This is a genomic window from Streptomyces sp. 1-11, from assembly GCF_007176755.1.
GTDB lineage: Bacteria > Actinomycetota > Actinomycetes > Streptomycetales > Streptomycetaceae > Streptomyces.
This window is the reverse complement of the sequence record NZ_BJTV01000003.1, coordinates 459,376-477,455: the sequence shown is the minus strand read 5'-3', so window position 1 is coordinate 477,455 and position 18,080 is coordinate 459,376. Positions and strand designations below refer to the sequence as shown.

18 protein-coding genes and 1 riboswitch are annotated in these 18,080 nt (G+C 70.6%); of the genes, 10 read left to right on the top strand and 8 right to left on the bottom strand.

Annotated features, from left to right (window positions below; genetic code table 11):
* Positions 1-254: 254 nt before the first annotated feature.
* The gene (gene hisC, locus TNCT1_RS09225) at positions 255-1,334 is read right to left on the bottom strand and encodes a histidinol-phosphate transaminase (protein ID WP_143630304.1); all 1,080 of its coding nucleotides are present in this window, start codon (positions 1,332-1,334) and stop codon (positions 255-257) included.
* 440 nt (positions 1,335-1,774) lie between these two features.
* Here hisC and TNCT1_RS09220 point away from each other — a divergent pair, with 440 nt between their 5' ends.
* The 3 genes from TNCT1_RS09220 to TNCT1_RS09210 all read left to right on the top strand — a co-directional run bounded on the left by TNCT1_RS09220 (position 1,775) and on the right by TNCT1_RS09210 (position 5,316).
* Positions 1,775-2,887, top strand: coding sequence for a LacI family DNA-binding transcriptional regulator (locus TNCT1_RS09220; RefSeq protein ID WP_143630301.1), 1,113 nt, complete (start codon positions 1,775-1,777; stop codon positions 2,885-2,887).
* A gap of 307 nt (positions 2,888-3,194) precedes the next feature.
* Positions 3,195-4,271 (top strand): metallophosphoesterase, encoded by a 1,077-nt coding sequence (locus tag TNCT1_RS09215; protein WP_143630299.1) that lies wholly within the window; start codon positions 3,195-3,197, stop codon positions 4,269-4,271.
* Between the two features lie 181 nt (positions 4,272-4,452).
* On the top strand, positions 4,453-5,316 hold the full coding sequence (locus TNCT1_RS09210; protein ID WP_143630297.1) for a hypothetical protein: 864 nt from the start codon (positions 4,453-4,455) through the stop codon (positions 5,314-5,316).
* Between the two features lie 151 nt (positions 5,317-5,467).
* Here the strand turns inward: TNCT1_RS09210 and thiC are convergent, their stop codons facing one another.
* Positions 5,468-7,252 (bottom strand): phosphomethylpyrimidine synthase ThiC, encoded by a 1,785-nt coding sequence (thiC, locus tag TNCT1_RS09205; RefSeq protein WP_143630295.1) that lies wholly within the window; start codon positions 7,250-7,252, stop codon positions 5,468-5,470.
* Positions 7,245-7,420: riboswitch (TPP riboswitch) on the bottom strand. (Overlaps the previous gene by 8 nt.)
* A 71-nt stretch (positions 7,421-7,491) precedes the next feature.
* On the opposite strand from thiC, the gene TNCT1_RS09200 reads away from it, so the two are divergent.
* Positions 7,492-8,892, top strand: coding sequence for a YibE/F family protein (locus tag TNCT1_RS09200; protein ID WP_143630292.1), 1,401 nt, complete (start codon positions 7,492-7,494; stop codon positions 8,890-8,892).
* Positions 8,893-8,983: 91 nt separating this feature from the next.
* Here the strand turns inward: TNCT1_RS09200 and TNCT1_RS09195 are convergent, their stop codons facing one another.
* From TNCT1_RS09195 to TNCT1_RS09180, 4 genes are all read right to left on the bottom strand, one after another.
* On the bottom strand, positions 8,984-9,421 hold the full coding sequence (locus TNCT1_RS09195) for an SsgA family sporulation/cell division regulator (RefSeq protein ID WP_143630291.1): 438 nt from the start codon (positions 9,419-9,421) through the stop codon (positions 8,984-8,986).
* A gap of 101 nt (positions 9,422-9,522) precedes the next feature.
* A complete protein-coding gene (locus TNCT1_RS09190; protein ID WP_235902441.1) occupies positions 9,523-10,320 on the bottom strand; it encodes an IclR family transcriptional regulator in 798 nt (265 codons plus the stop codon).
* 312 nt (positions 10,321-10,632) lie between these two features.
* Positions 10,633-10,845, bottom strand: a complete 213-nt coding sequence (locus TNCT1_RS09185; protein WP_143630290.1) for a DUF5326 family protein — start codon at positions 10,843-10,845, stop codon at positions 10,633-10,635.
* Positions 10,846-11,010: 165 nt separating this feature from the next.
* On the bottom strand, positions 11,011-11,328 hold the full coding sequence (locus TNCT1_RS09180; RefSeq protein ID WP_143630288.1) for a cupin domain-containing protein: 318 nt from the start codon (positions 11,326-11,328) through the stop codon (positions 11,011-11,013).
* 57 nt (positions 11,329-11,385) lie between these two features.
* Between TNCT1_RS09180 and TNCT1_RS09175 the strand changes: the two genes are divergently transcribed.
* The 6 genes from TNCT1_RS09175 (at position 11,386) to TNCT1_RS09150 (ending at position 16,141) form a co-directional block, all read left to right on the top strand.
* Positions 11,386-11,763, top strand: a complete 378-nt coding sequence (locus tag TNCT1_RS09175) for a phage holin family protein (protein ID WP_143630286.1) — start codon at positions 11,386-11,388, stop codon at positions 11,761-11,763.
* A gap of 7 nt (positions 11,764-11,770) precedes the next feature.
* Positions 11,771-12,262, top strand: a complete 492-nt coding sequence (locus tag TNCT1_RS09170; RefSeq protein WP_143630284.1) for a low molecular weight protein-tyrosine-phosphatase — start codon at positions 11,771-11,773, stop codon at positions 12,260-12,262.
* Positions 12,259-13,407, top strand: coding sequence for a cystathionine gamma-lyase (locus TNCT1_RS09165; protein ID WP_143630282.1), 1,149 nt, complete (start codon positions 12,259-12,261; stop codon positions 13,405-13,407). The genes TNCT1_RS09170 and TNCT1_RS09165 overlap by 4 nt, the downstream gene beginning before the upstream one ends.
* A gap of 214 nt (positions 13,408-13,621) precedes the next feature.
* On the top strand, positions 13,622-14,527 hold the full coding sequence (locus tag TNCT1_RS09160) for a LysR family transcriptional regulator (protein WP_143630279.1): 906 nt from the start codon (positions 13,622-13,624) through the stop codon (positions 14,525-14,527).
* Positions 14,528-14,613: 86 nt separating this feature from the next.
* On the top strand, positions 14,614-15,096 hold the full coding sequence (locus tag TNCT1_RS09155; protein WP_143630277.1) for an NUDIX domain-containing protein: 483 nt from the start codon (positions 14,614-14,616) through the stop codon (positions 15,094-15,096).
* A 178-nt stretch (positions 15,097-15,274) separates the two neighbouring features.
* Positions 15,275-16,141 (top strand): GNAT family N-acetyltransferase, encoded by an 867-nt coding sequence (locus TNCT1_RS09150; RefSeq protein ID WP_143630275.1) that lies wholly within the window; start codon positions 15,275-15,277, stop codon positions 16,139-16,141.
* A 50-nt stretch (positions 16,142-16,191) separates the two neighbouring features.
* On the opposite strand, the gene TNCT1_RS09145 is transcribed toward TNCT1_RS09150, so the two are convergent.
* Together TNCT1_RS09145 and TNCT1_RS09140 are read right to left on the bottom strand one after the other, a co-directional pair.
* Entirely contained in the window at positions 16,192-16,611 is a 420-nt protein-coding gene (locus TNCT1_RS09145) for a heme-binding protein (RefSeq protein WP_143630273.1), read from the bottom strand.
* Positions 16,612-16,735: 124 nt separating this feature from the next.
* Entirely contained in the window at positions 16,736-17,944 is a 1,209-nt protein-coding gene (locus tag TNCT1_RS09140) for an MFS transporter (protein WP_143630271.1), read from the bottom strand.
* Between the last annotated feature and the right edge of the window lie 136 nt (positions 17,945-18,080).

Sequence of the window (18,080 nt, the reverse complement as noted above, 5' to 3'; positions counted from 1 at the left end):
GCGGCGGTTTGCTCCTTTTGTCACGTACATACGGGAGCAATCGGGACGCGCTTGTGAACGCGTTCACATTCACAAGCCATTATGACGCACTGGCATTCGGCAACCGCACGGGGGTACCCCTCCAGGTCCGGGCCGGGCCTGGGCCGGACAGGAAGAGCCGGACCCGGCAGAGAGAGCCGGGCCCGGCAACGAGAAGGGCCCCGCACACGGCGGGGCCCGGTACAGACCGCCGACGTCCCGTCGGCGGCCCGCTCTCAGCTCTCCTTGTGGAACGCCTCGGCGACCTTCAGGAAGATGTCGTTCGCCTCGTTCTCCCCGATCGTCACCCGCACACCCTCGCCCAGGAACGGCCGGACCACCACTCCGTGCTCCTCGCAGGCCGCGGCGAAGGCGGCCGTGCGCTCCCCCAGCCGCAGCCACACGAAGTTGGCCTGGGTCTCCGGCACCGTCCAGCCCTGGGCACGCAGCGCGTCGACCACGCGGGTGCGCTCGCACACCAGCGAGCCGACCCGGCCCAGCAGCTCGTCCTCGGCCCGCAGCGAGGCGATCGCCGCCTCCTGCGCGAGCTGGCTGACACCGAACGGCACCGCCGTCTTGCGCAGCGCCGCCGCCACCGGCTCATGGGCGATCGCGAAACCGACGCGCAGGCCGGCCAGCCCGTAGGCCTTGGAGAACGTGCGCAGGACGCAGACGTTCGGCCGCTTCCGGTACAGCTCGACGCCGTCGGGCACCTCGGGGTCGCGGATGAACTCGCGGTAGGCCTCGTCGAGGACCACCAGGACGTCGCTCGGCACCCGGTCGAGGAACCGTTCCAGCTCGGCCCGGCGCACCACCGTGCCGGTCGGGTTGTTGGGGTTGCAGACGAAGATCAGCCGCGTCCGCTCGGTGATCGCGTCCGCCATGGCGTCCAGGTCGTGCACATCACCCGGGGTGAGCGGCACCTGGACCGAACGGGCACCGCTGATCTGCGTGATGATCGGGTACGCCTCGAAGGAGCGCCAGGCGTACATCACCTCGTCACCGGGCCCGCTGGTCGCCTGGATCAGCTGCTGGGCGACGCCCACCGAGCCGGTGCCGGTGGCGAGGTGGGCGAGCGGGACGCCGAACCGCTCCGACAGCTCCTCCATCAGCCCGCTGCAGGCCATGTCCGGGTAGCGGTTGAAGTTGCAGGCGGCCGCGGACACGCTCTCCAGCACGCCGGGGAGCGGGGGGTAGGGGTTCTCGTTGGAGGACAGCTTGTAGGCGACCGGCCCGCCGGCCGCGGCCGGCTTGCCCGGCTTGTAGGTGGGGATACCCTCCAGCTCGGCGCGCAGCTTGGGGCTCGTCTCGCTCACCGCAGTCCTCCTCGCGACCACCGGCGGCCCGTCGACGCCGCCGGCTTCCAATACTCCACACCTTATGAGGATTCGGCCTCGCTGCGTACAGGTCCGGGAGGACAGGAGTCCGGTCTCTTCGGCCCGGCGGGCATCGGGGGGCATCGGGGGGCATGACCGTACGAAGGCGTACGTACCAGGGGGCGTGCCGCACATATATCTACGCGCCGGTGGCTCGCGCCCTGGCGCGCATCCCTCGTGCAGGTGAGTTGAGACCTCTTCGAGACATCGGCCTCTTGGCAGGCCCACGCCCGTCGGCACGTCACGTCCTGCCATTGGATCGTTCAACTGCCTTGCTTTCCAAGGCAGTTGCGGGCGGTTCGCCATGCAGAAACGTGCCTGTCAACGCGTGCATATGCGTCCGCCCTACCCCACCGCATGAGCCCTACTATCGGCTCGCCATGACAGCAGCAGGGAAGCACCAGGTGAGCCGCGCGGAAACCTCACGTCGAGGCAGCCGACCGGGCCGGGCTGGCATCAGAGACGTGGCCGCCGCCGCCGGGGTCTCCATCACGACCGTGTCCGACGCCCTCAACGGCAAGGGCCGGCTCCCGGACGCCACCCGGCGCCATGTCCGCGAGGTCGCCGACCGGCTCGGATACCGCCCCTCGGCCGCCGCCCGCACCCTCCGTACCGGCAAGTCGGGACTGATCGGCCTGACCGTGACGACGTACGGGGATGAACCTTTCACCTTCACGGAGTTCGCGTACTTCGCCGAGATGGCCCGGGCCGCCACCTCCGCCGCGCTCGCCCGCGGCTACGCCCTGGTGATCCTGCCCGCGACCTCCCGTCACGACGTCTGGTCCAACGTCGCCCTGGACGGCACGGTCGTCATCGACCCCTCCGACAAGGATCCGGTGGTCAGCGAGCTCGTCCGCCAGGGCCTGCCGGTCGTGTCCGACGGGCGCCCGGCCGGCTCGCTCCCGGTCACCGCCTGGGTGGACAACGACCACGAGGCCGCCGTCCTCGACATCCTCGATCACCTCGCCGACGCCGGCGCCCGCCGCATCGGCCTCCTCACCGGCACCACGACGGACACCTACACCCATCTGTCCACCACCGCCTACCTGCGCTGGTGCGAGCGGGTCGGCCAGGACCCGGTGTACGAGGCCTACCCCGCGCACGACCCCTGCGCGGGCACCGTCGCCGCCGACCGGCTGCTGGCCCGGCCCGACCGGCCCGACGCCGTCTACGGCCTCTTCGACCCCAACGGCACCGACCTCCTCGCCGCCGCCCGCCGCTACGGCCTGCGCGTCCCGGAAGATCTGCTGCTGGTGTGCTGCAGCGAGTCCACGGTGTACGCCAACACCGAGCCGCCCATCACCACGCTCTCCCTGAAGCCGCGCAGGATCGGCACCGCGGTGGTGCAACTGCTCATCGACGCCATCGAGGGCGTCGACTCGGACCGGCCCGTCGAACAGGTGATACCGACCGAACTGATCGTGCGTACCTCGTCCCAGCGACGCCCTCCGCGCACCACCGTCAGCCCGCCGCGCGCCCCGGAGGCGGGATAGCGGACAGGCACCGAGCCCGGCGGACGACCGCGGACCACGCGGTGACCGCCGCCGGGCGGCAGGCCGCCGAAGGTGCGCGGGGCGCGAGGCCGGCCCGTGTACGCTCCCACCGGGTGTCCGGCAACCGGTCGAACACCTGCCCAAACGGGATGAAAGCCGCGGTGAACCGGAGTCTCGCTCCGATTGACTACCCCTGGGTCACCACACGGAACGACGCGCATTCCTATGATGGGCCCACGACACCGCGGGCCGCTGCGACCAGGCAGTCCGAAGCGGTGCAGCTGCGGCGCGATGGTGGAGGGGTCTGATGACTCAGGGGGCCGGTCAAGGACCCGAGGTGGAGCGAACGGCGACGTTGCGCGACTTCCGGGTGCCCGCATACGTCAACGAGACCGGTCCGTACGTCCGCACCCACCCCGGTGACACCGTGCCCCCCATGGACGAGGCCTACCCCGACGGCTACACGCCCACCCAGCGCGACCTGCCCGTCATCAACCGCGGCGACACGCTGCAGGTCTCCGTCGAGCCGGGCCCGGCGGCCCCGGACCCGCAGCCGGCGACCGGCCCGGGCCCGCTGTACGTCGTCGGTGACGTCCACGGCTACCTGGACGAACTGCTCGCCGCCCTGCGGGAGAAGGGGCTGGTCGACGACGCCGGTCAGTGGAGCGCGGGCACCGCCCGGCTGTGGTTCCTCGGTGACTTCACCGACCGCGGCCCCGACGGCATCGGCGTCATCGACCTGGTCATGCGGCTGTCCGCCGAGGCGGCCGCGGCCGGCGGCTACTGCAAGGCCCTCATGGGCAATCACGAGCTGCTGCTGCTCGGCGCCAAGCGGTTCGGCGACACCCCGGTCCACTCCGGCGCGGGCACCGCCACCTTCCAGGCGGCCTGGCTGCTCAACGGCGGCCAGAAGACCGACATGGACCGCCTCCAGGACCACCACTTGCAGTGGATGTCCCGCCTCGACGCCGTCGAGGAGGTCGACGGGCACCTGCTCATCCACTCCGACACCACCGCCTACCTCGACTACGGCGACTCGATCGAGGCGGTCAACGACACCGTCCGCGAGACCCTGACCCGTAACGACGCGGACGAAGTCTGGGATCTGTTCCGCAAGTTCACCAAGCGCTTCTCCTTCCGGGACGAGGGCGGCGCGGAAGCCGTGCGCTCCCTCCTCGATACGTACGGCGGCACCCGCGTCGTTCACGGCCACAGCCCGATTCCCTATCTGCTCGGCGAAGTCGGCTCCGAGGAGACCGAGGAGGACGAGCGCCCCTCGGTGGAAGGACCGCACGTCTACGCCGACGGGCTCGCCATCGCCATGGACGGCGGCGTGACCATGGCCGGCAAGCTGCTGGTCCAGCAACTTCCGCTGGGAGTCTGAGCGTTCGGGGCGTTGATCGGGTCCGACCGGATGCGCCCAGGTCGGCACGCAATTTCCGGCAACCCCCTGTCACCGCGTGGCGTCGCGGCTCTACCATCGGCTTATCCGTAGCAGGCTCCCCTCCGTTTCTGCCCGACGGCTCGCCGGCGTGCGAGCCCCAAGCCCTACGGAGCATCGGGGGATGCACATGAACAGCGTTCCGCAGCACCTGCTGAGCGAGGACCGCCAGGAATTCGAGCGGGTCCTCGATGAGGCGCTGCGCTCCGCACCCCAGCGACCCGAACTGGCCGCTGTGGGACAGCGGCTCAACCCGGAACAACTGCGCACCATGGCACTCAACGCCACCGCGCTCATCACGGCGGCCGCGGCGACCGAGTACCAGCACTACGTGAAGGTCCGAGAAGAACTGCGCCGCCCCGCGCCGGCCGTCGCGCCGGCCGCCGACGACACCGCTTCCACGGAGCCGGGCGCGGACCCGGTCGGGCTCGCCGCCGCCCTCGGCGAGGCCGCCGACACCACCGGCGCGGGCGCCGTCGCCGTGATCGCGGTGCTGGCTCCCGTCCTCGCCGGGACCGCCGCGGCGATCTTCCTGCTCGTCGGCTACATCCTGAAGATGCTGGCCCCCGGGCAGGCCTTCGCCCGGACCATGCTCACCGCGGGCTGGGTGTTCGGCGCCGTGACCGCCGCCGCGATCCTCGTCGCCGGCGCCGGGCTGCTGCTCACCGCCCTGCGCAACAGCGCCGCGGCGGAAGCCGGAACCCATGCGGCGGCCGACGCTGAGGTGGCACGGGCCAGAGAGGCCTGGCGGGAAGCCTTGCTGGAACGCGGCGTGCTGCCGTTCCTGCGGGACGCGCTCGCCCAGCCCGGCGCCGCACCGCTGCACCCCACGGCGCCCTCGGCCCCGACCGGCCGCATGCCGCGCCTCGGCTACGGCCGGCCCGGCTTCAGCAGCCCGGACGACGGCTCCGGCTCCGACCGCCCGAGTTTCAGCAGCCCCGACTACACCAGTCCCGACTTCGGCGGCCCGGAACACCAGCCGGAGTAGCCGGCTCACACCCGTTCACGGTGCGCCCGCCCGGCCCGGGCCGCCGAGAGGCGGGAACGCGGGGCCCGCGGGCGGGTCGCCGCGTCGCTCCTGCCGCACCGGGCCCGGGACTTGGCGCGCCCCGGGGCCGGCGGTAGTCAGCGCGAGGTGATCAGTCGGCGATCGGCAGGTACACCCGATTGCCCGACGCCGCGAACTCCTTCGACTTCTGAGCCATGCCCTCCTCGACCTCGGCCCGGGTGCCGCCGTGTTCCCGGCGGATGTCCTGGGAGATCTTCATGCTGCAGAACTTCGGCCCGCACATGGAGCAGAAGTGCGCCGTCTTGGCGGGCTCGGCCGGCAGGGTCTCGTCATGGAACTCCCGTGCCGTGTCCGGGTCCAGGGCGAGGTTGAACTGGTCCTCCCACCGGAACTCGAAGCGGGCGTCGGACAGCGCGTCGTCCCACTCCTGCGCGCCCGGGTGCCCCTTGGCGAGGTCCGCCGCGTGGGCGGCGATCTTGTAGGTGATGACCCCGGTCTTGACGTCGTCGCGGTTGGGCAGGCCCAGGTGCTCCTTGGGCGTGACGTAGCAGAGCATCGCCGTGCCCCACCAGGCGATCATCGCGGCGCCGATGCCGGAGGTGATGTGGTCGTACGCCGGCGCGATGTCCGTGGTCAGCGGGCCGAGCGTATAGAACGGAGCTTCATCGCAGATCTCCTGCTGAAGGTCGATGTTCTCCTTGATCTTGTGCATCGGGACGTGTCCCGGGCCCTCGATCATGGTCTGTACGTTGAAACGCCTGGCAATGCGGTTGAGTTCCCCGAGCGTGCGCAACTCCGCGAACTGTGCCTCGTCGTTGGCGTCCGCGATCGAGCCGGGCCGCAGGCCGTCGCCCAGCGAGTAGGTGACGTCGTACGCGGCGAGGATCTCGCACAGTTCCTCGAAGTTCTCGTACAGGAACGACTCCTTGTGGTGAGCCAGGCACCATGCGGCCATGATCGAGCCGCCTCGCGAGACGATGCCGGTCTTGCGGTTGGCGGTGAGCGGCACGTACGGCAGGCGCACGCCCGCGTGGACGGTCATGTAGTCCACGCCCTGCTCGGCCTGCTCGATGACGGTGTCCTTGTAGATCTCCCAGGTCAGTTCCTCGGCCCGGCCATCGACCTTCTCCAGCGCCTGGTAGAGCGGGACGGTGCCGATGGGCACGGGGGAGTTGCGCAGCACCCACTCGCGCGTGGTGTGGATGTTGCGGCCGGTGGAGAGATCCATGACCGTGTCTGCGCCCCAGCGGGTCGCCCAGGTCATCTTCTCGACCTCCTCCTCGATGGAGGAGGTGACCGCCGAGTTGCCGATGTTGGCGTTGACCTTCACCAGGAAGCTCTTGCCGATGATCATCGGCTCGATCTCCGGGTGGTTGACGTTGGCGGGCAACACCGCGCGCCCCGCGGCGATCTCGTCCCGGACCACCTCGGGAGCCACGCCCTCCCGGATGGCCACGTACTCCATCTCCGGTGTGATCTCACCCCTGCGCGCATACGCGAGCTGTGTGACCGCCTGGCCCGCTCGGCCACGGCGCGGCTGGCGCGGGCGCCCGGGGAACACCGCGTCCAGGTTGCGCAGCCCGCCGCGCGGCGAGGTGTGCTTGATCCCGTCGTCCTCGGGGCGGACGGGTCGGCCCGCGTACTCCTCGGTGTCGCCGCGGGCGACGATCCAGTTCTCCCGCAGCGGCGACAGCCCCCTGCGGACATCGGTGTCGACGAGCGGATCGGTGTACGGGCCCGAAGTGTCGTACAGCGTGACCGACTGCCCGTTGGTGAGGTGCACCTGGCGGACCGGCACCCGCAGATCGGGGCGTGAGCCCTCGACGTACGCCTTGTGCCAGCCGATGGACTTCCCGGCCTCCTGGGACTTCTCGTCCTGAACGGAGGCAGGCGTGCGCGCGTCCTTGTTGGTCATGAGACCTACTCCCTACGCCGGCATTACCCGGTAACAGGTTCGGCGGTCGACGCAGCGGTTCTCCGACCGCGGATGTCCCCTGTGAAAACGTCGTTCCACGTGAAACATCGCGTGTACGGAGGTCAGCGCCCTCTCAGCCCGGTGCTCCGAGCTCCCGCGTGTGCAAAGGTGCCTCCACGCTAGCGTCAGTTCGGGCGCGCTGAACAGAGGGCCTCCTTCGTTCTTGCGATGATCGGGCGGTGACCACGACGGAGCAGTACCCCTACCCACCCTCCGAGCCGCCGCGCCAGGGCGGCTCCGCCCCAGGCGACGGCCACGGCCGTGGGCCCGGCCACTCACACGGTCACAGTCACAGCCACGGGCCCGCCGCGCCCGTCTCGAAGCATCTGCGCAAGGTCATCGCGGCGATCCTGGTCCCGTTCACCGCCGCCGTCGTGGTCGGCCTGGTGGTTCTCTGGCCGGGAGGAGCACCGCCGCACGAGCGCACCGGCGTCGGCTTCGACCGCCAGACCCAGCAGGCCACGGTGGCTCAGGTGGTCGAGCTGAACTGCAAGTCGGTCAACGCCTCGGGCGGCACGGCGGTGGGCGGCACCTCCCCTCCAGGCGACGGCTCGGCACAGCACGAGGCGAAGGGCCCCTGCAGGAAGGCGACCATCAGGGTCGACACCGGCAAGGACCGGGGCCGTACCTTCACCGAGATCGTGCAGCCGGACCAGTCACGGCAGTTGCACCAGGGCCAGAAGGTCGTGGTCGCCTACGAGCCCTCGGCGCCGAGGGAGCTGCAGTACTCGGTGACCGATGTGAACCGGAAGTTCCCCATGGCGCTGCTCGCCGGCGTCTTCGCGCTCGCCGTCGTGGTGGTGGGCCGAATGCGCGGGATCATGGCCCTGGTCGCACTGGCCGTGAGTTTCATGGTGCTGACGTTCTTCATCCTGCCCGCGATCCTGCAGGGCTCGAATCCGCTGCTGGTGGCCGTCGTCGGCTCGAGCGCCATCATGCTCATCGCGCTCTACATGTGCCATGGGCTGTCGGCGCGTACGTCGGTCGCGGTGCTCGGCACCCTGGCCTCCCTGCTGCTGATCGGCGTTCTCGGCTCCGGCTTCATCGGCTGGGCCGCGCTGACCGGCAACACGGACGACAGCACGGGTCTGATCCACGGGCTGTTCCCGTCGATAGACATGAGCGGCCTGCTGCTGGCCGGAGTCATCATCGGTTCACTGGGCGTCCTGGACGATGTGACGGTGACCCAGACGTCCGCGGTCTGGGAGCTGCACGAGGCCAACCCCGCGATGGGCCGGCGCGACCTGTACCGGGCGGCCATCCGGATCGGCCGCGACCACATCGCCTCGGTCGTCAACACCCTGGTGCTCGCCTACGCCGGCGCCGCGCTGCCGCTGCTCCTGCTGTTCTCGATCGCGCAGAGCAGCGTGGGCACGGTGGCCAACAGCGAGCTGGTGGCCGAGGAGATCGTGCGCACGCTGGTGGGGTCGATCGGCCTGGTCGCCTCGGTCCCGGTCACCACCGCCCTCGCCGCCCTGGTCGTCGCGGCCGACCGCCCCGCAGCGGCCGGTGCCGCGGGCACGGGGGCGCAGCCCGTCCCCCCGGCCCGGGGTGGCCGGGGCCGGCGGCGCAAGCGCTAGCGCATCGGGCGCCGGGGGGCGCTGAAGAACCGTTCCTGCGGTGTCCCGGGCGGCAGTGCCCGAGCGTCCGGCGCCCGGCTGCCCCAAGGCCTCAGCCGGCGCTCTGCTCCTCGGCCAGAATGCGGTCGAGCGCCTCGTCGAGGTGGGCGTCGAAGTCCGCGAGGGCGCCCTCCTGGCCGAGCGGCACCAGCTTGTCCGTGCGGTCGAGGAAGGCCACGAGGGGCGGCGTCGAGGAGCGGAACAGCGCCTGGTCGCTGCCGACCTGAAGCCGGATCAGCACCTCGCCCAGCACTTCGGTGTCGGCGGGAGCGATGTGCACATCGCCCTCCCCGCACGGCCGCCCCACACCGTCGATCAGCAGTTCCCGCCCGAAGGCCCAGGTGACCGGGGCGTCACCGGGCAGGTGGAAGGTGAGCCGCACGGCATAGGGATCACAGGTCTCGTAGCGCAACTCCACCGGGATGCGGAAGGAGAGCTCCTCGGAGACGAGAAAACTCATCATGACTTCTGCCTGTACGGATTCGCGCATCGCCTACCCCGTCGTATGACGTCGACTGGCCGAGATTGATCCCCCTCGACTGTGCCTCAAATCTTGCTCAACGTGCATGCCGAATCACAAGGAGTGAGTTTTCAGATACTGATAGAGAGTGACAGCGCGCCCAGATGCCGCCCGATCCCGGCCTGCAGGCGACGGGCCGCGGGCAGCAGCCGTTCGCTCTGATGTACGGGGAGTGAGATGGCCATCGTGGCCGCCGTCGTGCCGACCGTGATGGGGACCGCCGCACAGACCGTCCCGAGCGCGTACTCCTGCCGCTCCACCACCGGCTCCATCCGCGGTGTCCTGGCCAGCCGGCGCAGGAGGGCGTCGTCGTCCCGCACCGAGTAGGGCGTGAGGGACCGCGCCGGGTAGCGGCTCAGATGGTCCCTGCGGGCTTCCTCGTCCAGCTGGGAGAGCAGGCACTGTCCGATCGCGTGGGCGTGCCCGGTCTCGCGGAAGTCGGCCCACTCCTCGACCGCGGGGGTCTCCCGCGAGTCGGAGACGCAGACGACCTCGATCTCACCGGCCCGGTACATGGCGTAGTACACCGGGACCCCGATGGAATCCCGCCAGTACGCGAGGGTGTCCGCCACCGCGCCGCGACGTTTCTGCCGCGCTCCGCTGCCGCTCAGCTGCTCGGCCGCTTCACCCAGGAAGAAGAGCCCCTTGTCCCGGCGCAGGTAACCCTCGTGCACCAGGGTGCGCAGGAGGTGATAGGCCGTGGGCAGGGCGAGGCCGGTCTCCCGGGCGAGTTGCTTGGCGGGGGCGCCGTAGTCGTGGGACGCGACCGTCTCCAGCAGGCGCATCGCCCGCTGGACGGAGCCGATCAGGGTCGCCGCCTGCGGTTGCTCCGGGACCTCCGGTGAGCGCCCGCGTCCGGGACCGCTCACGGGACGCGGCTGCCCCGGGACGGCCGCCGCGCAGGACCGCTGCGCATGGGGCACGCGGGGACGCGGCGGAGCCGGCGGTGCCTGGGGTTCTGCCGGTGCGGTGTCAACCGTGGCCAAGGGTCACTCCGGGGGCGCGAGGTGGGGCCGCCCGTGCGGTGGAACACGGGTGGGGTGTGTGCCGCTGGCGGGGCCAGACCCCGCGTGGGTCCGAACCTAACCGTCCGCCCCCGTGTACGGACGGTCCACCGGGGAAACTTCCCTCCCCCGAGGGAACCGGTGGCCCCCGTTACCGGTCACCGGCTCCCGCGCCGCTCACCAGTCGCTGCGCGACGAGGAGCTCGACATGAACTTGCGCACGATGTAGATCAGCCCGCCGACCAGCGCGACGAAGACCAGCGCCTTGAAGAGCAGGCCGATCACGAACCCGATGACGGTCGCTATCAGGCTGCCGAACACGACCAGGGCGATGACCGGCACCGCGACCCACTTCACCCACCACGGCAGCCCAGCGAAGATCTCTCGCATCGCCCTCGTCCTTTGCGTTCCGTTGCGTCCACGACGTCCTGTGCTCCGTCCTGGACCCAGTCCTGATGTCTGCCATCGATGCTAGGGCCGGGACGGGGGCCGGCGGGCGCCTCGCATCCCTTGTCCTCCCCTGACCCGACCCCTAGGGAACCCCGACCCCGGGGCTCAGGCCTCAGGCGGAGAGAAGACGACCAGTACCCTCAGGTCCTCGCTGATGTGGTGGAACTTGTGGGCGACGCCGGCCGGCACGTACACCACGCTGCCCCGCGCCACCTGGGTGGTCTCCAGGCCGACCGTGATCGACGCGCGTCCGCTGACGACGAAGTACACCTCGTCCTGGTTGTGCGGCTTCTGCGGGTCGTGCTCGCCCGCGTCGAGCGCGTACAGGCCCACCGACATGTTCCGCTCCCGCAGGAACTGCAGATAGGCCCCGTCGTGGGAGGCGCGCTCCGCCTCCAGTTCATCCAGCCGGAATGCCTTCATCGCCGTCGTCCGCCCTCGCCCCTGCTCGGTCTGATCCGGTCTGCCACGATCAGACACATGAAGAATTTCCTAGTCAAGACGATCGCCAACGCGGCCGCGCTCGCGGTTGCCGTGTGGCTGCTCGACAAGATCACTCTCACAGGTGACAGCACGGGCAAGAAGGCCGGGACGCTGATCGTCGTCGCGCTGATCTTCGGGCTGGTCAACTTCCTGGTCAAGCCGATCGTGAAGGTGCTCACCTTCCCGCTGTTCCTGCTGACGCTGGGACTGATCACCCTGGTCGTCAACGCGCTGATGCTGCTGCTGACCTCCTGGGTGTGCGGCAAGCTCGACCTGAGCTTCCACGTGGAGGGCTTCTGGACGGCCGTGCTCGGCGGCCTGATCATCTCCGTGGTCTCCTGGGCGCTGAACCTCGTCCTGCCCGACGAGGACTGAACCGGTCATGACCTACCGCGTCTGTTTCGTGTGCACCGGCAACATCTGCCGCTCCCCGATGGCCGAGTCGGTCTTCCGCGCGCGCGTGGAGGACGCGGGCCTCGAGGACCGGGTGGAGATCGACAGCGCCGGCACCGGCGGCTGGCACGAGGGGGAGGCCGCCGACCCGCGCACCGTCTCGGTCCTCGACGAGCACGGCTACCGCACCGGGCACGTGGCACGGCAGTTCCAGCCCTCCTGGTTCGCCCGCCTCGACCTGGTGGTCGCCCTGGACACCGGCCACCTCAAGGCCCTGCGCCGCCTCGCGCCCACCGAGGAGGACGCCCACAAGGTCCGTCTGCTGCGCTCCTACGCCCAGCCCACGCCCGACGACCTCGACGTGCCGGACCCGTACTACGGGGGCCCCGAGGGCTTCCAGGAATGCCTTGAGATGGTGGAGGAGGCGAGTACCGGTCTGCTCGCCGCCGTACGGGAACAACTGGAGGGACGGATCGCATGAGCGAATCCACCAAGGGCGCGGACCACACCGGCGACGGCACGCGCGCGGTACGGGCCGGGCTCCCCGAGCCGGTCAAGCACGAGCCCACCCTGCCCGGGCCCGTGTTCGCCGCGCACTTCCACCTGCCTGGCGAGGTGACGGGACCGTACTCCTACGGCCGTGACGACAACCCCACCTGGACCAACCTGGAGCGCGCCATCAGCGAGCTGGAGGCCCCAGGACGGGACGACGTCGAGACGCTGGTGTTCGCCTCGGGCATGGCCGCGATCTCGGCGGTGCTCTTCTCCCAGCTGCGCGCGGGCGACGCGGTCGTCCTGCCCTCCGACGGCTACCAGGTGCTGCCTCTGGTCCGCGCCCAGCTCGAGGCCTACGGCGTCGAGGTGCGCATCGCGCCCACCGGCGGGGACGCCCAGCTGGACGTCCTCGACGGCGCGCGGCTGCTGTGGATCGAGTCGCCGTCGAACCCGGGACTCGACGTGTGCGACATCAAGCGGCTGGTGGAGGCCGCGCACGCGCGCGGTGCCCTGGTCGCCGTCGACAACACGCTCGCCACCCCCCTCGGCCAGCGCCCGCTGGAGCTGGGCGCCGACTTCGCCGTGGCCAGCGGCACCAAGCAGCTGACCGGGCACGGAGACGTCCTGCTGGGCTACGCGGCCGGACGCGAAGGCGAGGCGATGACCGCCGTACGACGGTGGCGCAAGATCGTCGGAGCGATCGCCGGACCGATGGAGGCCTGGCTCGCCCACCGCTCCATCGCCACGCTCCAGATGCGCGTCGACCGGCAGAACGCCACCGCGCTCGCCGTCGCCGAGGCCCTGCGGCAGCGGGCCGACATCTCCGGGCTGCGCTACCCGGGGCTGCCCGACGACCCCTCGCACAAGATCGCCTCGCAGCAGATGCGCCGCTACGGCTGTGTGGTCTCCTTCACGCTGCCCACGCGCGCGCGTGCCGAGCGTTTCCTCGAGGCGCTGCGCCTGGTCGAGGACGCGACGAGCTTCGGCGGGGTGCGCTCCACGGCCGAGCGCCGTCGTCGCTGGGGCGGGGACGCGGTCCCGGAGGGATTCATCCGCATGTCCGTCGGCGCGGAGGACCCCGAGGACCTGGTGGCGGACGTGCTGCGCGCGCTCGACGAGTCGGCTGAGTGAGCCGGTCGACGGACCGGCCCTGATCGGCGGACGGTCCGAGCCTCCCCCCTCGTGGCTCGGACCGTCCTCGGTTCCGCACGTGAAGAACCGCGCCAACAAGGCTAGTTGACTCTCCGTCAGTGTCCAATCACGGTAGCGACAGAGACCTATCGACTTATTTATAGTTGGTGCCTGCCCTAGGCCCGAGGAGGGCCGGGAAGGGGGAGGGCGCACCATGGACCTGGCCTTGCTGCGCACTTTCGTCACCGTGCACCGGGCCGGCTCCTTCACCCGCGCCGCGGCCCTGCTGGGCCTCTCCCAGCCGGCCGTCACCTCCCAGATCCGCACCCTGGAGCGCCAGCTCGGCCGTCCCCTGTTCCTGAGACAGGCCCGCGGGGTGACGCCGACGACCATCGGCGACGAACTCGCCCACAAGGCCGCACCCCACCTCGACGCCCTGGTCGAGATAGCCGAGAGCTCCCCCGACGACGGAGCTTCGTCACGAACGCTGCACCTCGCCGGCCCGCCGGAGTTCACCGCCGAGCGTGCCCTCCCCGCCCTGACCGAGCTGACCGGCGACGACGGCCAGGGCCTGGCGCTGCGGGCCACCTTCGGCACCGCGGAGGAGTCTCTCGAAGGGCTCGCCGCCGGACACCACGACCTGGCCATCAGCACCGCCCGCCCGCGCGGCACCCTGCTGACCGCCACCCCGCTCTGCGACGAGGAGCATGTGCTGGTGGCCGCTCCCCGCTGGGCCGAGCGGATCGGCCCGGGAGCCCTGGGCCTCAAGGGGGCAGCGGCCCTGGAGGGCCTGCCCGTCGTGGAGGTCCATGAGTCGCTGCCGTTCGTCTCGCGCTACTGGGCCTCCGTCTTCGACTCCCGTCCGGCCGCCTCGGGGACGGTCATCGTTCCCGATCTGCGCGCGGTGCTCTCCTGCGCGATCTCCGGCGCCGGGCTCGCCGTACTGCCCCGCTATCTGAGCGCCTCCGCCCTCGGCCGCGGTGAGATCACGACGCTGTACGACCCGGCGGTCCCACCGCTGCGCACCTACTTCCTGGCCGTGCGTACCGGCGCCCTCGCCATGCCGCACATCGCCCGGGCGCACGAGTGGCTCCAGAGGGCGGCATACGGCTGGGGCTGAACCAGCCGTACCGCTGCACGGCTCGCACTCGAACGGGGTCGCGGGCGGGAGGTTTCACGTGGAACGAGCCGGGCCACATTTCCTCCATGACCGTCCGACCCGTGGTCAAGCGCACCGCCCGTGCCGTTCTGCTGGACGGTGACGACCTGATCCTGATCAAGCGCACCAAGCCCGGCGTCGATCCCTACTGGGTCACCCCAGGAGGCGGGGTGGAAGCCGCGGACCCGACCGTCGTCGACGCCCTGCACCGAGAGGTGTACGAGGAACTCGGCGCCAAGATCACCGATGTCGTGCCCTGTTTCGTGGACACCGTGGAGCACATCGGCGAGGACGGCGGCGCGACCGGGGTGAAAGTGCAGCACTTCTTCGTCTGCCGGCTGGAGTCCATGGAGCCGTCACTGCGTCATGGACCCGAGGTGGATGAACCGCTGGGTGAGTACGAGATCGTCCGTATCCCCTTCACCCGGGTCGGCATCGCCTCCGTCCACCTCGTACCGCTGTCCCTGCGGCACTACCTGGACGGCAACATCGAGGGCGTTCGCGCGATGCACGCCCCCGACCTCGGTTAGGGACGTACGACACGTCCCGGATCGCCGCCGGGGCCGCGCGGTCCAGGGCTCACCGGTGTTTCACGTGAAACCCTCGCGCCCGGGCCCTGCGTGATCGGACCACGACGTGGCCAAAAGCGTCCACGTCCGCGTCGAAACCGGTGGACGGACAGGGCCCTGGTCGGACAGCCTGACCTGCGTGCCGACTCCATCACTCGCCGCCCTGCCCATCCGGCCTCTGACGCTCCGCGATCTCACCGCCTGCGCCGACCTGTCCGAGGACCGGGGGTGGCCACGCGAGGAGCACAAGTGGGGCTTTCTCCTCACGGCCGGAAAGGGCTACGGCATCGACGACCCCGACGGCGGACTCGTCGCGGCGTGTGTCGTCACCGAATACGGCTCCTGGGAGCGCCCGGCCCTCGGCGCCATCGGCATGGTCCTCGTGGCCGGACGCCATGCCCGCCAGGGCGTCGGGCGCCGCCTCATGCGGCACGTCGTGTCACTCATGGGCACCACCCCGCTGACCCTGTACGCCACTCCCTTCGGGCGCCCGCTCTACGAGGAACTGGGCTTCAAGGTCACGGGACAGTCGAAGATGCTGAGGGGGCGGTTCACCACCGGTGGACCGGAACCCCGAGTGGCGACACGTCCGGCCACCGCGGAGGACCTGTCCTCGATCCTCCGGCTCGACGAGGAGGCGTTCGGCGTCGATCGCATGCCCCTCATCGCACGTCTCCCCTCCTTCGCCGACCAGCTTCGCGTGGCCGAGGAGGACGGCCGGATCACCGGCTACACGGCCGCATGGCCCAACATGGACACCCACGTCGTCGGACCGCTGATCGCCCGGGACACGGAGACGGCCAAGGCCCTCATCACCTCGCTCGCGGCCCACACACACCGCCCCCTGCGCACCGACATCGACATACGGCACGAGGAACTGCTGGCCTGGGCCGAGGCCCGGGGGCTGGCCCCCGTGACCGACAACGCGGTCATGACCTACGGCATCACGGACCTGCCGGGGGACTGGAAACGCCGGTTCGCACCCCTGACCGTGGCCGCGGGCTGAGCGCCGGCACCGCTCCTTGGCGGCGCCGGCGCTGCCGGACGGGCATACGGTCAGACGAGTGCCGCGACGGCCGCGGTGGCGAAACCGTGGTCCTGCTCGGGCGCACCGCCACCGACACCGATCGCGCCGATCAGACGCCCGTCCCGGTGGACCGGGAGACCGCCCGCGATGAAGAGCAGGGGCCGGTCCAGAGCGGTGGGCAGCGTGTGGAAGAGGCCGCCCGGCTGCACCGCGTCCACGAGGTCGGCCGTGGCCGCGTCGAGCTGGAGCGCCGTGTAGGCCTTGCGGGTACTGGTCTCACCGGAGATCAGTACCGCACGGTCGTCCCGGCGGAAGGCGAGCAGATTGCCGCCTGCGTCGAGGACGGTGACGCTGACGGCGACCCCGGCCTCTTCGGCCGCGCGGCGTGCCGTGGCGACGAGCGACTCGGCGTCCTCGATGGTGAGGGGGGCGACGGTGGTGGTGCTCATGTGGAGCGTTCTCCTTGTGCGTGGTGCGTGAGGTGACGTGGTGCCCGCACGGGCCGGGGCGTCTCCGCCCCGGTGTTCCGGGCGGCGAGCGGGTACGGAGGTGCTGTCCGGGACCCGGGTGGGCTCAGTGGTGGACCGGGGTTCGCCGGGCGGTGGGCGCCGCCGGGGCGCTCGCGGTGCCGCGCGTCGCGTGTCGGCGCTCGAGGGCGGCCGAGAACACGGCCAGGACCAGGGCGGCCGCGGCGAGGACGGCCCCGACCCAGTTGGGCGCCGTGTAGCCGAACCCGGCCGCGATGACCATGCCGCCGAGCCAGGCGGAGAGGGCGTTGCCCAGGTTGAAGGCACCGATGTTGACGGCCGACGCGAGCGTCGGCGCCCCGTGCGCCTGGTCGAGGACACGCTTCTGCAGGGGCGGGACCGTGGCGAAGCCGAGGGCGCCGATCAGGGCGATGGTCACCGCGGCGGCGATCTTGTTGTGCGCCGTGAGCGTGAAGAGCGCGAGGACCACGGCCAGGGCGCCCAGGGAGACGTACAGCATCGGCATCAGCGCGCGGTCGGCGAACCTGCCGCCGATGAGGTTGCCGCCGACCATGCCGAGTCCGAACAGGACCAGCAGCCAGGTGACCGAGCCGTCGGCGAAGCCGGCGATGTGCGTCATCATCGGCGCGATGTAGGTGATGGCCGCGAAGACCCCGCCGAAGCCGAGGACCGTCATCGCCATGGCGAGCAGCACCTGGGCGTTCTTGAAGGCGGCCAGCTCATGCCGCAGGTGTACACCCTCCGGCTTCGGCAGGTCCGGCACCAGCCGGGCGATGCCGGCCAGACCGACGACACCGAGGGCCGCGACGATGCCGAAGGTGACGCGCCACCCGACGTTCTGGCCGATCAGCGTGCCCAGCGGGACACCGACGACGTTGGCGACGGTCAGTCCGGTGAACATCATCGCGATGGCTCCGGCCTTCTTGTCGGGAGCCACCAGTTCGGCGGCCACGACCGAACCGATGCCGAAGAAGGCGCCGTGGGCGAGGGACGCGACCACGCGTCCGATCAGCATGACCGCGAAGGCGGGGGCCACCGCGGAGAGCAGGTTGCCGACGATGAAGAGACCCATGAGGACCATCAGCATCCGCTTGCGCGGGACCTTGGTGCCCAGCACGGTCATCAGCGGAGCACCGATCACCACGCCCAGGGCGTATCCGGTCACCAGCAGGCCGGCCGTGGGGATGGAGACTCCGAAGTCGCCCGCGACCTCGGGCAGCAGTCCCATGATCACAAACTCGGTCGTGCCGATTCCGAAGGCCCCGATCGCGAGGGCCAGAAGCGCGAGAGGCATGTGGGGGTACACCCTTCCCAGACGATTGCAGGAGCGCTTTGCGTGCGTTCACAATAGTTGCAGACGCGGGCTATATGCAACCGAGGACTATTGCACCGATGCTCTACTCTTGAGTCAGCCGCTCCGGGACGGAGGA